Origin of the sequence: Oceanospirillum beijerinckii DSM 7166, assembly GCF_000422425.1 — a bacterium.
GTDB lineage: Bacteria > Pseudomonadota > Gammaproteobacteria > Pseudomonadales > Halomonadaceae > Oceanospirillum > Oceanospirillum beijerinckii.
Map to the genome: position 1 here is coordinate 86,613 of NZ_AULT01000015.1, position 16,530 is coordinate 103,142.

Sequence of the window (16,530 nt, forward strand, 5' to 3'; positions counted from 1 at the left end):
AAAACACTTTCTTTTTTTCTTGTATGGAATAATTGAAAAAAAGATAATATCCGCCATAGTGGATAGATAGCTCAGCGCTCCGTCACAGCAGCCTGCTTTTACAAGACGGCTTATCTGGGCTGACCTGCATCAGAGCAATATGCATTTCTACTGATACAATTGCGAACACTGGTAAGCAGATCAAGCATCAAAAGATCTGCGCCAATGGCTACAACTCCGGGAGAGGCAGCCCTTATGCGACAAATTGCCGCAGGACGCTACCGGACTTAAGAGTAAAATGCAGCGTGCGACTTCGAGATCAACCAAGTTTATCCGCTGATACTTAATATATTTAGACCCAAGATTATCGATAATCAGATGACTGAATACATACTGCTGTTAATCAGCACCATCCTGGTAAATAACTTTGTACTGGTGCAGTTCCTCGGCTTATGCCCTTTTATGGGTGTATCCAACAAGCTGGAATCCGCTATGGGTATGTCCCTGGCGACCACTTTCGTACTGACACTGTCATCGTCCAGTAGTTATCTGGTTTATCACTTTATTCTGGAACCTCTGGGTATTGAGTACCTGAAGACCATCGCCTTTATCATGATGATCGCAGTGGTGGTGCAATTTACCGAAATGGTGGTACGCAAAACCAGCCCTCTGCTGTACCGGGTGCTGGGTATCTTCCTGCCGCTGATTACCACCAACTGTGCAGTTTTGGGCGTCGCGCTCTTAAGCCTGAACCGCAATAGCGGTTTTGTTGAAGCCACTATTTATGGTTTTGGGACCTCAATTGGTTTCTCGCTGGTGCTTGTGCTGTTTGCCGCCATGCGTGAACGTATCGCCGTAGCGGATGTACCGGCACCGTTTCAGGGCTCATCTATCGCCATGATTACTGCGGGCCTGATGTCTCTGGCTTTCCTGGGCTTTAGCGGCCTGGTACAGCTCTAAAATATGAGCTAACGACCAGAGCAAGCGAAGCACGCTTTTCGATCAGTTACTGAATCGATACAAAACTTGGTCGCCATGCCTAGCCACTGCTATCCGGCACTGGCACCACAGATCGCAGCAGAGTTAAAGAGCAAGATAATGACGGAATTTTTCACTAATCACCCTGTACTGGCCGCCGTAATCGGCTTGCTGGTTCTGGCCAGCGCTTTTGGCGCTATGCTCGGATATGCCTCCATCCGCTTTAAGGTGGAAGGCAACCCTATTGTGGATCAGATCGACAACCTGTTGCCACAGACGCAGTGTGGTCAGTGTGGTCATCCAGGCTGTCGCCCTTATGCCGAAGCCATTGCCAACGGCGACGATATCAACAAGTGCCCTCCCGGTGGTGAAAGCACCATGGAAGCCCTGGCCGAGCTGATGGGTCGGGACCCTATGCCACTGGATGCTGATTTAGAAGATATCGGCGTGAAAAAAGTCGCCTATATTCGAGAAGATGAGTGTATCGGTTGCACCAAGTGTATTCAGGCCTGTCCTGTAGATGCCATTGTCGGTGCGACCAAACTGATGCACACCGTTATCGCTAAAGAGTGCACAGGCTGTGACCTGTGTGTCGAACCCTGCCCTGTTGACTGTATTGATATGCTACCGGTTGAAACCACCATTAAAAACTGGAGCTGGCCGGTGCCAGAAGGCCCCAATGCCCGCTTTAGCACCCAGGTCTTTGCTACTGATGGAGGTCAGGCCTGATGCGTAAAACCTGGGATTTCCACGGTGGTATTCACCCGGAAGAAAATAAACATCAATCCACACAATTCCCGATCGTGGATGCGCCTCTGCCGAACAAGGTAATTTTACCCCTGCAGCAGCATATTGGCGCTCCCGCTGAACCTGTGGTGTTAGTGGGTGAAAAAGTTAAAACCGGCCAGCTGATAGCCAAAGCAGACGGCTTTATCAGTGCGAATATCCATGCCTCCATTTCCGGTACGGTCGTGGCAATTGAAGATCACGCCATTCCTCACGCCTCAGGTATGACCGATGAGTGTATTATCATCGAGTCCGATGGTCAGGATGAATGGGTAGAACTTGAGCCATTAGCTGACTGGGAAAGCGCCAGTGTTGATCAGCTGCTAAACAAGATCGCATCAGCCGGTATTGTCGGTATGGGGGGCGCAGGCTTCCCTACCGCAGTCAAGGCGCGCACCCGGGAACGTCATTCCATTGATACCCTGGTGATCAACGCGGCTGAGTGCGAGCCTTATATCACCTCTGATGATATGGCGATGCGCACCTACCCTGAACAGGTGATCACAGGCGCTAAGATTCTTTGCCAGCTGGTTGACCCAAGTAGCTGTTTGATCGGTATTGAAGACAATAAACCTGAAGCGATCAAAGCGCTGCAGGATGCCGCTAAGGGCACCCATATCGAAGTGGTGGTTATTCCAACCAAATACCCTTCCGGTGGTGAAAAACAGCTGATCCAGATTCTGACTGGGCGTGAAGTCCCATCTGGCGGTTTACCCGCTGATATCGGAGTAGTCTGTCAGAATGTCGGCACCACCATTGCCATCTATAAGGCGATAACCCAAGGGGAGCCGCTGATCAGTCGTGTAACAACATTAACGGGCAACGCCTTTAATCGCCGCCAGAACTTTACTGTTCGCTTAGGTACACCAATCAATGAACTACTGGAGCTGGGTGACTTCGACCAAAAAGCTGCCAGTCGTTTACTGATGGGCGGCCCTATGATGGGCTTCTCACTGCAGGGCGATGAACTGCCTGTAGTGAAAACCACCAACTGTTTGTTAGCACCGACTCACGATGAGTTTCCTGATCCTGAACTGGAAAATCCATGTATCCGCTGTGGCATGTGTGAACAGGCTTGTCCGGCAGAATTGCTGCCGCAACAGCTGCATTGGTTTGCCAAAGCCCAGGAGTTTGAAAAGGCTCAACTGTTTAATCTCTTCGACTGTATCGAGTGCGGTGCTTGTGCCTTTGTCTGCCCAAGCCATATTCCTCTGGTACAGTACTACCGTTACGCTAAAGCGGAAATTCGTCGCGAAGATGAGGAAGCGAAAAAAGCGGAACGGGCTAAGATTCGCTTTGAACAACGTCAGGCCCGCCTGGAACGTGAAGAAGCCGAAAAAGCGGCCAAACGTAAAGCACGCATGGCCGCTTCAGCCAAACCAAAAACAGCACCAGCGGCTACTGCTGCCTCTGCAACCAGTTCTGCGCCTGCACTTGATGAAGCTGAGCAGAAGAAGCTTAAGATTCAGCGTGCCGCTGCTGCCGTTGCTTTGAAGAAAGCCGATAAAGCACTGGCCGAAGGCAAAGAAGCCAATGCAGATAATCTGGCCGAGCCGGAGCAAGCTCAGCAACAGGCTCAGCAGAAACTGAATGATATCGATAGTAAACTGGGTACAGCTAAACCTTCTGCCTCGTCTGCAGCAGCACCGGCAAACAGCCAGGTGTCTGAAGAGCGTGAAAAGGCTCTGAAACAGGCCAAGATTGCTGCTGCAGCCAGCAAAGCCGCCATAAAGAAAGCTGAAAAAGCATTAGCTACGGCTCAGGAAGCCGGTGATGAGGCTGAGATCAAAGCCAAAGAAGCTGATCTGGCTACCGCTAAAGCTAATGCAGACAAAGCCGCCGATAAGCTCAAAGCACTGCAAAGCGCACCCGCACCATCGGCTACCGCAACAGCACCTACTACTGACAATTCAGCCGCTCTTGCAGAACAGCAAAAAGCGGAACATGAAAAAGCCCTGAAGCAAGCCAAGATCGCTGCTGCAGCCAGCAAAGCGGCCATTAAGAAAGCAGAAAAAGCCTTAGTTACGGCTCAGGAAGCAGGTGATGAAGCAGATATCAAGGCGAAAGAGGAAGCGGTTGCTACGGCTAAAGCCAATGCTGAAAAAGCGGCTGATAAGCTAAAAGCACTGCAAGATACTCCACCGTCAGCTGCTCCTTCAGCAGCTGCTGGTAACGCTGCAGCTCTTGCACAACAGACAGAACAGCAAAAGGCCGAACAGGAAAAAGCGCTGAAGCAAGCGAAGATCGCAGCTGCGGCTAGCAAGGCTGCTATTAAAAAGGCAGAGAAAGCGCTAACTGCCGCTCAGGAATCTGGCGATGCCAGCGAGATTCAAAACTGCGAGCAAGCCCTGACGACAGCCAAAGGGAAAGCAGAAGCAGCCGCTAATAAATTGGCAGACCTGCAACAGCAAGCCAACGCGACAGAGGCAAAACCTGCTGCTGATACAAATGCTAAAACATCGTCTTCAGCACCGTCTGAAGAAGATACTGCCGCAAAAGGGAAAGCACTCAAGCAGGCCAAGATTATTCTGGCAGCAACACGCACCGCACTGAAAAAAGCCGAAAAAGCTTTGGCTGAAGCGGAACAAAGCGGTGATGCGGATGCAATTAGCGAGCAGCAGCAAACCCTTGCCCGTTGTCAGAAGAAGTTTGCCGATGCAGAGCAGAAAATGGCCGAATTGACCGGAGATGAACAAGGCAACAACACGGTCAGCAAGGGTAACGAAGCCGATACGGCTTCCGTTTAGTCAATAAGGTATTAAGAGTTATGGCGTTTATTCGAGTTTCATCGCCTCACTTGCATCGCCCGTTAAGCACCCATCAGGTGATGCGTTATGTGATTTTAGCCACCCTACCGGGTTTGGCTGCACTGACATGGATCTTTGGTTGGGGCTCCCTGATCAATGTAATTCTGGCCAGTGCGTTTGGTCTGGTCTTTGAAGCCCTGGTGCTGATGGCCCGTAAGCGCAATCCGGTACCGGCATTAAAAGACAACAGCGCCCTGCTAACCTGCGTGTTATTGGGTCTGGCATTGCCGCCATTAGCCCCTTTCTGGTTAGTGCTCACAGGCAGCTTTGTCGCCATTGTGATTGCCAAACAGCTGTATGGTGGCCTGGGGAATAATCCGTTTAACCCGGCGATGGTCGCTTATGCGCTACTGCTGATCTCGTTTCCAGTAGAGATGACTCAGTGGGTTATGCCTGCAGAGATGCTCAACGGTAATACCGTGTCTCTGTCTGCCAGTCTGCAAGCGGTATTTACTGGTCATCAACAGGTGGCGGATGCCTTTACCATGGCCACGCCTCTGGATGGTTTTAAGCACAAGGGCGAACTGATGGCAGACGAATATTGGCGCCTGGATGCCTTTGCTGCGGAAAAAGTCTGGGGCGGTTGGGCCTTTGCCTCCGTGGGTTTTATGGTGGGCGGTCTTTTCCTGCTATGGAAAAAGATCTTCACCTGGCATATTCCTGTCGCCATGCTGGGTAGCCTGACACTGCTATCGGCGATGTTCTACGGCAGTGATCCAAGCAACTACGCCAGCCCTATGGTGCACCTGTTTTCTGGTGCCACCATGCTGGGTGCTTTCTTTATCGCCACTGACCCAGTGACAGCAGCCACCAGTAACAAAGGTAAGCTGTGGTTTGGTGCCGGTATTGGTGTGCTGATCTATGTGATTCGTACCTGGGGCAACTACCCGGATGCGGTTGCTTTCTCCGTGCTGCTAATGAACTTTGCCGCACCTTTTATCGACTATTACACCCAGCCGCGCAGCTTTGGTCATAAGAAAGCCCGCAAAGGCATTAAACACGATGCCTGATCGTAAATGGTTAAGGAATTAAAGATGCACAATTCAAATAACCCCGCGAATAACAGCGCCGACGATCAGCCAGAAGAGCCAAGCCTGTCACTGGCAGAGTCGATTAAACGCAGCAGTATCGGTCTTGGCCTGTTTGCCATTGTGACTGCGGGTGTTATCGCAGTCACTCAGGTCAGCACCAAAGATGCGATCAGTGACAATATTCGTCATGCTCAGAGTCAAAGCCTGTTTGAGCTGGTACCTGCCAGCGAAATGGATAATGATCTGATCAAGGATACCTATACGTTAGAGCCCAGCGAGGTTTTGGGCAATAAAGAGCCGGTGAATATCCATATCGCCCGTAAAGACAATCAGATTATCGCGCTGTTTTTCCCGGTCTCCACCCCACATGGCTACAGCGGTAATATTGATCTGCTGGTGGGAGTAAAACGCAATGGTGAACTGGCGGGCGTACGGGTACTTAATCACAAGGAAACACCGGGGTTGGGCGATAAAGTTGAAACCAAGAAATCTTCCTGGATTCATAGCCTGAGTGGTTTATCCCTGGAAAACCCAGGAGCCGATAAGCTGAGAGTGAAAAAAGACGGTGGTGTGATTGACCAGTTTACCGGAGCGACTATCACCCCAAGAGCCGTTGTAAACCTCAGTCGCAACGTGCTGGAATACTTTAGTCAGCACAAAGATACTCTGCTGGAAATCCCGGCACCTGAAAGCACTCAATAAGATAGCCGGAATAGAGATAGAGAAAAGACAATGAAAAGTTATCAGGAAATCTCACTGGACGGCCTGTGGCACAACAACCCTGCACTGGTACAGCTGCTGGGGCTATGTCCGCTACTGGCTGTCACCGGCAGCGTCGTCAATGCGCTGGGGCTGGGTATCGCCTCTATTCTGGTACTGGTCGGCTCTAACCTATCGGTCTCTCTGATCCGTAACTATGTACCAGAGCAGGTGCGTCTACCAGCGTTTGTGATGATTATCGCCAGCTTCGTAACCTGTACCGAGTTGCTGATGCAAGCCTTCACTTACGAGCTGTATCAGATTTTGGGGATTTTTATCCCACTGATCGTTACCAACTGTGTGATCCTGGGTCGTGCCGATGCTTTTGCAAGTAAGAACCCCGTTCTGCCTTCCGTCGTGGATGGCTTGATGATGGGACTGGGCTTTACCGTAGTACTGGTGTTATTGGGTGCGATGCGTGAGCTGATTGGTCAAGGCACTCTATTTGAAAATATGCAGCTGCTGTTTGGCCCTATGGCCGAGAACTGGAAAATCGTCGTCTTCGATGACTACAGTTTCCTGTTTGCTATCCTGCCGCCAGGTGCTTTTGTTGGTATGGGATTACTGATCGCAGTGAAGAATATTGTTGATAAGCAGCTGAAAGATCGCGCAGAGAAACACAAAGATGATCAACCTAAAGAGAAAGTGGATCGTCGGGTGCGCGTAACGGGTTAAACAGAGCGCATAAGCGTTAAAAAAACAAAAAGGCCATTCAGATGAATGGCCTTTTTGTTATACGCTCAACACAAACCATCGCTGTTTTTTACAACAGGGATACTGGCGCTGAGATCAGATGATTTATCCAGCTTTTCTTCAAAAGCGAAACTTATTTCGCTTTATAGTCTGAGTGACAACCTTTACAGGATTTACCCAGCGGGCCCATCGCCTGACGCAGATCACCCAGTCCTTGTCCTGCTACAGCAGCCATATTTTTAGATGCATCAGCCCAAGCCTGGTGCTTCTCACCCACCTTAGAATCTGCAGCCCAGATTGCAGGCTTAGCCTTGGTCTTATCGCCCAACGACTCATTATCAGAGCCCTTTGGCCACAGAGCCATATTGTTCATACTGGCTAAGTTCAGCATATTGTTAGCAGCCGCATCTGCCAGTGCTGAGTCATACTCCCGCTTACCTTTAGCCATATCGGCCAATACACCCATGTTATACTTCACAACCTGCATGTGTGCCTTACGGGTTTCAACTTCATCCTTGAAATTTTCGGCATGTGCCACAGGAGCAACCATTGCAGAGGCCAGAGCAGTAAAAGAAACTATTTTTAGCAGTGTTTTCATTATTTACATCCTGTTAAATCACGGTGTTAAATCAATATCGGGCTATGGTAACAGTAGTTGCAGTATTCAAAAACAGATACATTAAAAAAAACTTATATTGATCGTATACATAAAAATATACCATTAGGCTTTGTCACTAATAAAGATCAGAAGCTCCCAAATTAAACGCGTTGACTATCGCAACCCACTACAGCAGTTCAAATGCCAGTAAGTACTCACATAAAAGATTCTTTTAGTAAGTAGTTTCATTTTTCAGCTGTTATCCAAAAAATATCGGAAACACTTTTGTGTAAGCGTGCTTTTGTGTAAGTGAACATCAGACTGGCTTACCTTTTGCTGTACTATTTACGGCTATAGACTTTAAGGCACGGCCTTGGCTGACAACTTAACGAAAGAGATATTATTATGCGTATATCCAGCCCCTCTCAGATGTTTAAATCCAATAAATACAAATCGGTAAATGCCACTGGCACCGGAATGGAAACACCTAAGGCAGCACCACGTACATCGGGCAATACAGCGGAAACTGTTACCATTAGCAGGAAAGGTTATGAAAAAGCTCAGGAGGAGAAAATGGAAACGGAGAAGTAAAAGGGGCAAAATGGATGCTGCCCTTGTCCCTCTACCAGGACAGCCCATGCAGAGGGATAATCCAAACATATACTGTATTCAGACAGGTAACTCGTCTGCCAGCCACTTTTTCATCTTAGGAAATACGGTATCGGCCACTTCACCGCTCTCTGGCATTTGCCCTAAACCAGAATGATCACATAATCCTAACCATTGCAGGATCGGTGAGCCTATATAATGCTCTTGAGAAAACTGATCAATCAGATTCTGAGACGCCCCTTTATAGCCCTTCGGATGGAATACAATCTCCGGTGACAACTCCAAATGCTTCAGAGCAGCCCAAGACCAGGCAATTGCAGCCATCTCTTCTGCGGGGTTCACTCCGACATAAGCTCCCGTTTCTGCTCTGCGAGATTTTGGAATCACCGCTAAGTGGCCGGCCTCATGCAGTAAATCACCAGGGTATTTTAGCTTATCCCGGTCAACAACCAACTTGCCCTCACGAATCAAAATACCCGGTAAAAAAGTTTTCTCAGGCAGAGTCTCAAATTCTATTTCAAGCCCTATTTCCTGAATAAAGTCGATCATTTTTTCAGTATATACTCGCTCTGTCATGGAAAACTCCTTTTTGTGACAGCACACTATTCTTTATTGCCAAATACCTACAACCAATATTCTAAGCGTATCATTGTATTCAATAAGCACTGAACACAATAATAGAGAAAACCAGCTATGCCACGATTTGTCAAAATATGTCGCAAACCGATAGATCTCAGCCCCTACAAGAAATACTCTCACTTTGCCCAGCGGAGCCATCTTGAGCACATGGACTCTATATTAAAAAATATCGGTGTAACAGCTCAAAGTACAGATATAGCCCTGTCAAGTTAAGACTCAATATTAATTGACAGAGTCTAAGACATCTTTTTTATCATATAGCACTACCCTATCACGCCCCTGCTGTTTGGCTGCATATAGTGCACTGTCTGCGAGACTGAGTAAGCGCTCTGCACTATCACTGTGTTTACGCTCACATACGCCGACACTACAAGTAATCGGCACTCTTTTATCCAGCCAAACATCTTTATGTGATCCAACATCTAACTGCACATACTCAGGAAACCCCCTGCATAAGCGTTGAGCATAATCCAACGCGTCCTGCTGCCCTGTATTCGGCAGCAACATACAGAACTCTTCACCACCATACCGGGCTGCGACGTCATAGCTGCGGCTGTGTCTTTTTAGGTAAGCACCGACCAACCTAAGCACCTGATCCCCTGAAGTATGGCCATAGGTATCATTGATTCGCTTGAAGTGATCAAGATCCAGAATAATCATCGACAATGGTAAATTTTCTCGGGAAGCCCGACTAAACTCTTCCTCAAAACGTTGCATTAGAAAACGCCGGTTATACAGCCCGGTTAAGGTATCTGTATTAGCCAAATGAGACAGTTCCTCATTTAATAGCTCAACTTCAGCGGTACGCCGTTTAACCTCTTGCGTTAAACGGCGATTGGTATAACGGATAGCATAGAACAGGATAAACTCAATAATGATAAAGCCGATAAAAGCGACACTAATATTCAGCCAGGTATCCTGTTTCAGATCTTCCAGCAATGAGTCTGCCTCGTGCCAGATTAATACCTGACCGACAGGCTCGGAGCGGTCTTCTTTCTGACCGATGTAATCCTGAATGCCAAAGTACGTGAGTGCAAAGGCCCCTTCTGGTGTCGTAACCAACTCTGTTTTGGCTTGATTAATAAGGCTATCGTCACTCAAGTGCTGTCTGGTGGATAAGATTAAGCGTAAGCTATCGCTTGAGCTGGCCTCAACAAAACACCCGCAATCGGCTTTAATGGCTTCGTCAGGTCTACTCCAGGTGGCCCTCTCAACACGATCTTCTTTCAGCAGAATCGCAATATCCGCCTGAATCGCATCACTGAGCAGTTGAATGGTTGCCTGATAAGAGGTTCCCGCCTCCAAAGCCCCCAGATGCTGAGTACCACTATTATCAAAGACAGGGACAATTCCTCTTAACCCGGCATAGACACGACCCAGCTCCAGGCCCGTTCTAGGTATATGGTCCTGATTCACATCCACTACCATAAAACGCAACTGATCCATATTGTCGCCAAACTTTTCTGGCTTATGTACACGCAGAAAACTGGTCGAGCCCGGACCAAAATGGAAATGCAGCTGACGAACGTAATAATCTTCGGTCATTTTGTGCCAACTGGGAGAAACTATACGGTAGAGTTGCGTACGATAGTGATCGGTCATAATACCGTCTGTAGCACCTGACTCCTGTTTTGCTGCCTCAACAGCCTGTGAGAAAGTGTCTCTTACCCTTGGGTCATTAGCCACAAATGTGGCTAGTTGAGACATATTAGCTAAGGTCATCTCATTCGCGACATCAAACGCCGTTTGCAGGCGTTTACCTTCCTGCTCCAGGGTTGTCTGCAGATCTTGCTTATCCTGCCAGTAGTTCAGGGCAACAAAAAGCGCATCGGCCAGTAATAAAAAAACAGAAACAAGCAGAAAAACGGGTAATCGAGTGAGCCGTGGCATTGCCATCCTCCGCTATTAAGCAGCTAAGACTATTAATGCCCCCGCGCTCAACAGGGCAAAGCCGAAATAAATGATCAAACATCAGATTGATAACGGAAGTGTACCATAGCAGCTCATGAGGCTTTACTCTAAAAAGTATTGCTCCAGCTGGCACCGCCACTGTTATAAATCATGCAGCTATAAGTCATACAGCTAAGGCTTCAGTCCTTGAAATAGTGCTAACATGGCCGCAGTACAGAGAAACATTATCACTGCAACTTAAGAAGTTAACCATGAATACAACTATCGAGACGATTCTATCCCATCGTTCCATCCGCAAGTTTAAAGATCAGAGCATTGACTCTGAAACCCTGAATACTCTGCTGAACTGCGCCCGTGCAGCCTCATCGTCCAGTAACCTGCAATGCGTCAGTGTGCTCCGCGTTTCTTCGGAAGAAAACCGTGCTCTGCTGGCAGAGTATGCCGGTAACCAGGCCTATGTCGCGGGTGCTTCTGAGTTTCTGGTGTTCTGCGCTGACTTTAACCGTCACCAGCAGATCGTACCCGATGCCAAACTGGGCTTTATTGAGCAAACTCTGATTGGCGCAGTGGATTGTGCGTTAATGGCGCAAAACTGCCTCGTTGCGGCTGAATCTTTGGGCCTGGGTGGTGTTTATATCGGTGGCTTAAGAAATAACCCGGATAAAGTATCAGCCCTGCTCAATCTGCCTGAGCATGTTTTCCCTATGTTTGGCCTGTGTCTGGGTTATCCGGATCAGGACCCAGGCCTGAAACCGCGTCTGCCACTGGAGCTGATCGTGCACGAAGACAGCTATCAAGAGATGGATAAAGACGTACTGGCTCAATATGACGATACAATGCGCAACTATTATCGTGAGAGAACTCAGGGTAAAAATGAGCAGTCCTGGTCTGAGCAGATTAGCAATACTGTTAGCAAAGAAGCCCGCCCTTTTATGATGGATCGCCTGAACCAACAAGGTTTTGCCAAAAAATAATCCCCCAAGCCGGAAGCCGCCTGCTCGGTGGCTTCTGTCTTTTTTCTCCTACACACCAACCACCAGCATTATCACTGGCAAGAATTTTACCGCCTGTATCTTGCTCCTATTCTTAATAATGCTCTATGTCCACAGATAGATGAGTAATTAATCACACTCGCTATTTATATTGCAATTACAATATAAATAGATCTATGCTACGGCATCTTCTAATAATAAAATTGCTTAAGTAAGGATTTTGTATGGCTGAACACGCTTCTGTACCACTGACTGATTTTATTGAATATCCTGCCGAAGAGATGCAACAGCGCTCTGATGACTTTTATCAGGCCATTAAACGTCGTCACAGTGTGCGTAGCTTTTCTGGTCGCTCCGTTGATAGAGCCGTGATTGAAAACTGCTTACGAGCAGCAGGTACAGCCCCCAGTGGCGCTAATCATCAGCCTTGGCACTTTGTTGCCATTAGTGATCCTGCAGTGAAAAAAGAGGTGCGGGAAAAAGCAGAGCTGGAAGAGCAGCAGTTTTACGCCGGTCGTGCCGGTGAAGAATGGTTAAACGCACTAAAGCCATTAGGTACCGATGATCAAAAACCGTTTCTGGAAACCGCTCCCTGGCTAATCGCTATCTTTGCTCAAACTGTCGGCGGTGTGGAAAGCGGCGATAGCGGCAAAAATTACTATGTGCGGGAATCTGTGGGTATCGCGACAGGGTTTCTGATTGATGCCCTACATCACTCCGGCCTGGCGACTTTGACCCACACACCAAAACCGATGAAGTTCTTAAATGAGATCTGTAACCGGGACAGCACAGAACGCCCCTATATTCTGTTGGTGGTGGGTTACCCGGCTGACGATGCGACGATTCCGGTGCACGCGACCAAGAAAAAAGCATTAAAAGAGATCGCAACATTTATATAGGGCCTGTTAAAGCTAAAGTCTGTTAACGCTTACTGCCAGAAGAAAAAAGGGACACCTCCACTGTTATCTTATTTCTTCCGGCAGTCTCTTTGCTTTTACCCTGAGCCGATAGCCAGGCGTTATTATCATGAGTACATTGGAAATCATTGATGCCCAATAGCAGAATCACCAGATCCAGCGGTGAGTACATCTCAATCACCTGCCCAAGCCCCTCCGATCCATCACGGCCGGGCTTAAAGGGATCATTCCAAATGGTACGACGTCCATTCAGACAGTTTTCGATAATACGCACTGAAACCCCTTGCTCCAGCAACGTATTTTCAAAAACACCCGGCCAGCGTTTATCAAATGTCAGGCGTTTACGGGTGTTGGGAATAATGCCCCAGGTCAGGCTATCGGCGTATACCAGAACCTGTTTCATCAGGACGTCCTTTTATCTTCCACTACTCTTTAACCATTGCAGTAGCTCTGTTTTAGCATATTCCGAGTTGTATTCATCCGTTTCTCCACCGCTACGCCAATCTATTCACATGCTTAACCTTTGCGTTCCAGTGTGCGCTTTTTTAACACTCACTTTTCTGGTGCTGATAGTGGATCACATCATGGAATACCGCAGGCTGTTCGTTGAGGTTACGATAACCATGAGGTTTATCCGCAGCAAAACGAATGGCATCCCCCTGTTTCAGCTCGCGCCATTGGCCATTCACCAGCAACTCCAGACAACCGCTTAACACCACAACATGCTCTGTTACCCCAGATTCATGGGGTTCAGCAATACGTTCATAACCGGGTAGCAGAGTCAGCTCATACATTTCAAAACCCACACTATCCTCATAAGGGAAGAGTGATGCCACCAGCATGGAATCCTGAGCGGGTCGTCTTCGTAACTGCTCGGCAGAACGTATCCGTATATCGGCTTCCTGATAACCTGCTTCCTGTTCCTGCGCGGGCTCTATCAGGGTCGACAGCGAGATATGAAAGCCTCCGGCTATCTTCCATAAGGTTGCCACCGTCGGGCTGGATTCCCCCCGTTCAATTTGCCCCAGCATCGCCTTACTGACACCGGTTTGTTTCGAAGTCTGATCCAAACTCCAGCCTTTTTCAGCCCTGATTCTCTTTAGGGTTTGACCAATATTGCGATTAATGTCCTGCATAAATAAACCGGGCTTATAGCATTTTGAGAAAAGAGATAGATAAAAAAACAGTTGTGCGTTATAGCGCACGAAGTTAGCATTGTCTACATCGTACGCTATAACGCACAGAAAACGCTCGAAGGAGCAAAAAATTTTACCGATCTTGTGCGCTATAACGCACAAAGAAGATATAGAAGGAGATAAGAATGAAATATATACCCGCCTTGTCACATACCGTGACAGGCTTTGTGGTCGTTCTGGTAGGGTACGCCAGCTCGGCGGCAATTATTTTTCAGGCCGCAGAAAGTGCAGGAGCCACGGCAACAGAACTGACTTCATGGCTATGGGCATTAGGTGTCGGTATGGGACTAAGCAGTATCGGGCTCTCCCTCTATTATCGACAACCGGTATTAACCGCTTGGTCTACGCCAGGTGCCGCTTTGCTGGTTACCAGTCTGTCAGGGCTTAGCATGTCGGAAGCCATTGGTGCTTTTCTGGCCTGCTCTCTTCTTATTACCGTCTGTGGCATCAGCGGCTGGTTTGATCGCTTAATTTCTCTGCTGCCTCCTGCCCTGGCGGCGGCTATGCTGGCTGGAGTACTGTTTCCTTTTGGCCTACAGGCCTTCGGGGCTTTACAGTATCAACTGGAGTTAGCCGGTTTGATGCTGTTGTGTTATCTGTTACTGAAAAACAGCCTGCCCCGTTATGCTATCCCAATCACGCTGTTAGCCGGTTTAGGACTTGCTTCATTACAGGGACAGTTTGATAGCAGCGGGATAGAGTGGCAGCTGGCCATGCCCGTATTTATGATGCCCAGCTTTTCACTGAATACGCTGATCGGTGTCGCCATTCCACTGTTTGTAGTGACGATGGCCTCACAAAATATGCCAGGACTGGCAGTGCTAAGAGCCCACGGCTATCAGGCTCCTGCATCACCACTGATCAGCTGGACGGGTATTACAGGCTTGCTCCTGGCTCCTTTTGGCGGCTTTGCCTTTAACCTGTCAGCTATTACCGCCGCAATTTGTATGAGCGAAGAAGCAGACCCAGACCGGAATAAACGTTATCTAGCATCCATCTGGGCGGGCATTTTCTATATGCTTGCGGGTTTATTTGCGGCAACAGTCGCCAGTCTGCTATTGGTGCTGCCTAAGACGTTGATTATGGTGATCGCAGGACTGGCACTATTAACCACCATAGGTAATAGCCTGGTTAGTGCGCTGGCAGAAGAAAGCGCACACGAAAGTGCATTAATTACCTTTGCGATTACTGCTTCAGGGTTATCTCTATGGGGTATTGGTAGTGCATTTTGGGGCTTAGTGGTCGGCTTAGGGGTGTATTATCTTCGCCACTATGAGCAAAGAACGACGCTGTTTACAGCAAAGTAATCTCACATGATTTTCACCTTACAAGTATTTATGCTTTGCTCAGAGCCTAAGTAAGCCAAGCAGAAACAAGAAAGCGACAAAAAGGCTCTGACCACCACAATCAGAGCCTAAAATGCGATTATTCGGGGCTGGTAAGCACTGTATCGCCCAACGTCCAGCTAGAAGCCAGCAGATATAGTGATCAGTCTCCGCCAGCTAAGAGGCCAGTAAAGAAAGGTATAACCTTGGCTCTTTAACAAGCACTCTGCACTCAATGTTTAGAATGAAACAGCCAGTACAGCATTTACAGTATTAGAATCTTCGCCAGCGTAATCTTCTTCATTAACCAGCTCAAAAATCACTTCAGCATTCTCGCCCAGTTCACGGGCCAAGCTCGCAACCAGCAGTTGCTCAGGCAGACCCAGCTGTTCAGCGTCCGATGTCATGCTGTAACCCAATGCCAGCAGACCAAAGTCAGTGCCGATATCAATACCCATATGGGCTGCTGACGGCTTGTCACCACCCAGGTCATCAAACTCTTCTGCCTGAATAAACTCAGCAGACAGATCGATATTACCCAAGCTGTAAGCAGCATTCAGACGGAAAGCGCTGCCATCTTCAGTTTGACCAAAAGCGTCAGTATTCCCGATATTACTCAGGAAACCGGCTCCCAGACTTAAACCATTGGCTTCGTAAGCGATATTGGCACCAAAGTTTTCAACATTGTCATCATTTTCCTGATCGCCTTTAAAGGCATACACTTCAGCGCTAAAACTATCGGCACCAAAAGACACCATAGCCAGATCATCGGTGTTATCTGTGAAGTCATCGGTCAGAGGACCGGTCCAGGTCGAACCCCTGATCACGCCAAATGGGATACCAGTACGACCCACTGTCAGACTGATATCCCCCTCTTCTTCGCCTACGACAATGATGGCTTCATCAACAAAGAAGTCATCTTCACCTTCAGGATCATCTTCGTATTTCAATGTGGTTGATACGCGGATGAAGTCATTAACTGGCGCTTCTACGGTCAGCTCAACGGTATCTACGTCAATATCTGAACTGCCATCTTCAGCATCGTTATAAGTCGCCAGTACCTCAGCAACACCGCTGATATTAATCTGTGAAAGCTTGTCATCCGCAAAAGAGTGAGGCGTTGCAAGCAGGAAACCAGTAGAGATAACAGAAGCTAACAGTGTTTTTTTCATTTTTCTTTACTTTTTGAATGGGTTAGAACCTTGTTATAAATAACAATTATTATCACTTGCAATAACATTACTTGATTTGATGGCCATACGTATCATCATTCTCCAATCCCTTGATCCAAACTATGGCTTTGTTACCAA

Annotated in this window: 16 protein-coding genes; 10 read left to right on the top strand and 6 right to left on the bottom strand. The window is 48.1% G+C overall.

Going from position 1 to position 16,530, the window contains the following annotated elements; all coding sequences use genetic code 11:
* Positions 1-357 precede the first annotated feature (357 nt).
* The 6 genes from rsxA (at position 358) to H579_RS0106600 (ending at position 7,015) form a co-directional block, all read left to right on the top strand.
* A complete protein-coding gene (gene rsxA, locus H579_RS0106575; RefSeq protein WP_028300024.1) occupies positions 358-939 on the top strand; it encodes an electron transport complex subunit RsxA in 582 nt (193 codons plus the stop codon).
* Positions 940-1,077: 138 nt separating this feature from the next.
* Positions 1,078-1,686 (top strand): electron transport complex subunit RsxB, encoded by a 609-nt coding sequence (rsxB, locus tag H579_RS0106580; protein WP_028300025.1) that lies wholly within the window; start codon positions 1,078-1,080, stop codon positions 1,684-1,686.
* Positions 1,686-4,490 (top strand): electron transport complex subunit RsxC, encoded by a 2,805-nt coding sequence (gene rsxC, locus H579_RS27690; protein WP_051227378.1) that lies wholly within the window; start codon positions 1,686-1,688, stop codon positions 4,488-4,490. Before rsxB ends, rsxC begins: the two co-directional genes overlap by 1 nt.
* Positions 4,491-4,510: 20 nt before the next feature.
* The gene (gene rsxD / locus H579_RS0106590; protein WP_028300026.1) at positions 4,511-5,560 is read left to right on the top strand and encodes an electron transport complex subunit RsxD; all 1,050 of its coding nucleotides are present in this window, start codon (positions 4,511-4,513) and stop codon (positions 5,558-5,560) included.
* Between the two features lie 24 nt (positions 5,561-5,584).
* A complete protein-coding gene (gene rsxG / locus H579_RS0106595) occupies positions 5,585-6,283 on the top strand; it encodes an electron transport complex subunit RsxG (protein WP_084623993.1) in 699 nt (232 codons plus the stop codon).
* Positions 6,284-6,313: 30 nt separating this feature from the next.
* Positions 6,314-7,015 (top strand): electron transport complex subunit E, encoded by a 702-nt coding sequence (locus tag H579_RS0106600; RefSeq protein WP_028300028.1) that lies wholly within the window; start codon positions 6,314-6,316, stop codon positions 7,013-7,015.
* Between the two features lie 151 nt (positions 7,016-7,166).
* Here H579_RS0106600 and H579_RS0106605 read toward each other — a convergent pair whose 3' ends face one another.
* Positions 7,167-7,631, bottom strand: a complete 465-nt coding sequence (locus H579_RS0106605) for a c-type cytochrome (protein WP_051227379.1) — start codon at positions 7,629-7,631, stop codon at positions 7,167-7,169.
* Between the two features lie 405 nt (positions 7,632-8,036).
* Here H579_RS0106605 and H579_RS0106610 point away from each other — a divergent pair, with 405 nt between their 5' ends.
* Positions 8,037-8,222, top strand: coding sequence for a hypothetical protein (locus tag H579_RS0106610; RefSeq protein WP_028300030.1), 186 nt, complete (start codon positions 8,037-8,039; stop codon positions 8,220-8,222).
* A 78-nt stretch (positions 8,223-8,300) separates the two neighbouring features.
* Here H579_RS0106610 and H579_RS0106615 read toward each other — a convergent pair whose 3' ends face one another.
* Both H579_RS0106615 and H579_RS27695 read right to left on the bottom strand, forming a co-directional pair.
* Entirely contained in the window at positions 8,301-8,816 is a 516-nt protein-coding gene (locus tag H579_RS0106615; protein ID WP_028300031.1) for a hypothetical protein, read from the bottom strand.
* A gap of 285 nt (positions 8,817-9,101) precedes the next feature.
* Positions 9,102-10,769 (bottom strand): sensor domain-containing diguanylate cyclase, encoded by a 1,668-nt coding sequence (locus tag H579_RS27695; RefSeq protein WP_051227380.1) that lies wholly within the window; start codon positions 10,767-10,769, stop codon positions 9,102-9,104.
* Between the two features lie 272 nt (positions 10,770-11,041).
* On the opposite strand from H579_RS27695, the gene nfsA reads away from it, so the two are divergent.
* Both nfsA and H579_RS0106630 read left to right on the top strand, forming a co-directional pair.
* Positions 11,042-11,764: an oxygen-insensitive NADPH nitroreductase gene (gene nfsA, locus H579_RS0106625; protein ID WP_028300032.1), complete on the top strand. Its 723-nt coding sequence runs from the start codon at positions 11,042-11,044 to the stop codon at positions 11,762-11,764.
* A gap of 242 nt (positions 11,765-12,006) precedes the next feature.
* Complete coding sequence (locus H579_RS0106630; protein ID WP_028300033.1) at positions 12,007-12,681, top strand: nitroreductase family protein; 675 nt, start codon at positions 12,007-12,009, stop codon at positions 12,679-12,681.
* Positions 12,682-12,703: 22 nt separating this feature from the next.
* Here H579_RS0106630 and H579_RS24555 read toward each other — a convergent pair whose 3' ends face one another.
* A complete protein-coding gene (locus H579_RS24555) occupies positions 12,704-13,102 on the bottom strand; it encodes an SGNH/GDSL hydrolase family protein (RefSeq protein WP_245583224.1) in 399 nt (132 codons plus the stop codon).
* Between the two features lie 142 nt (positions 13,103-13,244).
* Positions 13,245-13,835, bottom strand: coding sequence for a helix-turn-helix domain-containing protein (locus H579_RS0106640; protein WP_028300034.1), 591 nt, complete (start codon positions 13,833-13,835; stop codon positions 13,245-13,247).
* A 185-nt stretch (positions 13,836-14,020) separates the two neighbouring features.
* Between H579_RS0106640 and H579_RS24560 the strand changes: the two genes are divergently transcribed.
* Positions 14,021-15,202, top strand: a complete 1,182-nt coding sequence (locus H579_RS24560) for a benzoate/H(+) symporter BenE family transporter (protein ID WP_051227381.1) — start codon at positions 14,021-14,023, stop codon at positions 15,200-15,202.
* Between the two features lie 257 nt (positions 15,203-15,459).
* On the opposite strand, the gene H579_RS0106650 is transcribed toward H579_RS24560, so the two are convergent.
* Positions 15,460-16,392, bottom strand: coding sequence for an LbtU family siderophore porin (locus tag H579_RS0106650; RefSeq protein WP_028300035.1), 933 nt, complete (start codon positions 16,390-16,392; stop codon positions 15,460-15,462).
* Positions 16,393-16,530 lie beyond the last annotated feature (138 nt).

What these genes read in the sequence shown, in the direction of transcription:
- rsxA (WP_028300024.1), top strand. Translation starts at nt 358, where the DNA reads ATGACTGAATACATACTGCTGTTAATCAGCACCATCCTGGTAAATAAC.
- rsxB (WP_028300025.1), top strand. Translation starts at nt 1,078, where the DNA reads ATGACGGAATTTTTCACTAATCACCCTGTACTGGCCGCCGTAATCGGC.
- rsxC (WP_051227378.1), top strand. Translation starts at nt 1,686, where the DNA reads ATGCGTAAAACCTGGGATTTCCACGGTGGTATTCACCCGGAAGAAAAT.
- rsxD (WP_028300026.1), top strand. Translation starts at nt 4,511, where the DNA reads ATGGCGTTTATTCGAGTTTCATCGCCTCACTTGCATCGCCCGTTAAGC.
- rsxG (WP_084623993.1), top strand. Translation starts at nt 5,585, where the DNA reads ATGCACAATTCAAATAACCCCGCGAATAACAGCGCCGACGATCAGCCA.
- H579_RS0106600 (WP_028300028.1), top strand. Translation starts at nt 6,314, where the DNA reads ATGAAAAGTTATCAGGAAATCTCACTGGACGGCCTGTGGCACAACAAC.
- H579_RS0106605 (WP_051227379.1), bottom strand. Translation starts at nt 7,631, where the DNA reads ATGAAAACACTGCTAAAAATAGTTTCTTTTACTGCTCTGGCCTCTGCA.
- H579_RS0106610 (WP_028300030.1), top strand. Translation starts at nt 8,037, where the DNA reads ATGCGTATATCCAGCCCCTCTCAGATGTTTAAATCCAATAAATACAAA.
- H579_RS0106615 (WP_028300031.1), bottom strand. Translation starts at nt 8,816, where the DNA reads ATGACAGAGCGAGTATATACTGAAAAAATGATCGACTTTATTCAGGAA.
- H579_RS27695 (WP_051227380.1), bottom strand. Translation starts at nt 10,769, where the DNA reads ATGCCACGGCTCACTCGATTACCCGTTTTTCTGCTTGTTTCTGTTTTT.
- nfsA (WP_028300032.1), top strand. Translation starts at nt 11,042, where the DNA reads ATGAATACAACTATCGAGACGATTCTATCCCATCGTTCCATCCGCAAG.
- H579_RS0106630 (WP_028300033.1), top strand. Translation starts at nt 12,007, where the DNA reads ATGGCTGAACACGCTTCTGTACCACTGACTGATTTTATTGAATATCCT.
- H579_RS24555 (WP_245583224.1), bottom strand. Translation starts at nt 13,102, where the DNA reads ATGAAACAGGTTCTGGTATACGCCGATAGCCTGACCTGGGGCATTATT.
- H579_RS0106640 (WP_028300034.1), bottom strand. Translation starts at nt 13,835, where the DNA reads ATGCAGGACATTAATCGCAATATTGGTCAAACCCTAAAGAGAATCAGG.
- H579_RS24560 (WP_051227381.1), top strand. Translation starts at nt 14,021, where the DNA reads ATGAAATATATACCCGCCTTGTCACATACCGTGACAGGCTTTGTGGTC.
- H579_RS0106650 (WP_028300035.1), bottom strand. Translation starts at nt 16,392, where the DNA reads ATGAAAAAAACACTGTTAGCTTCTGTTATCTCTACTGGTTTCCTGCTT.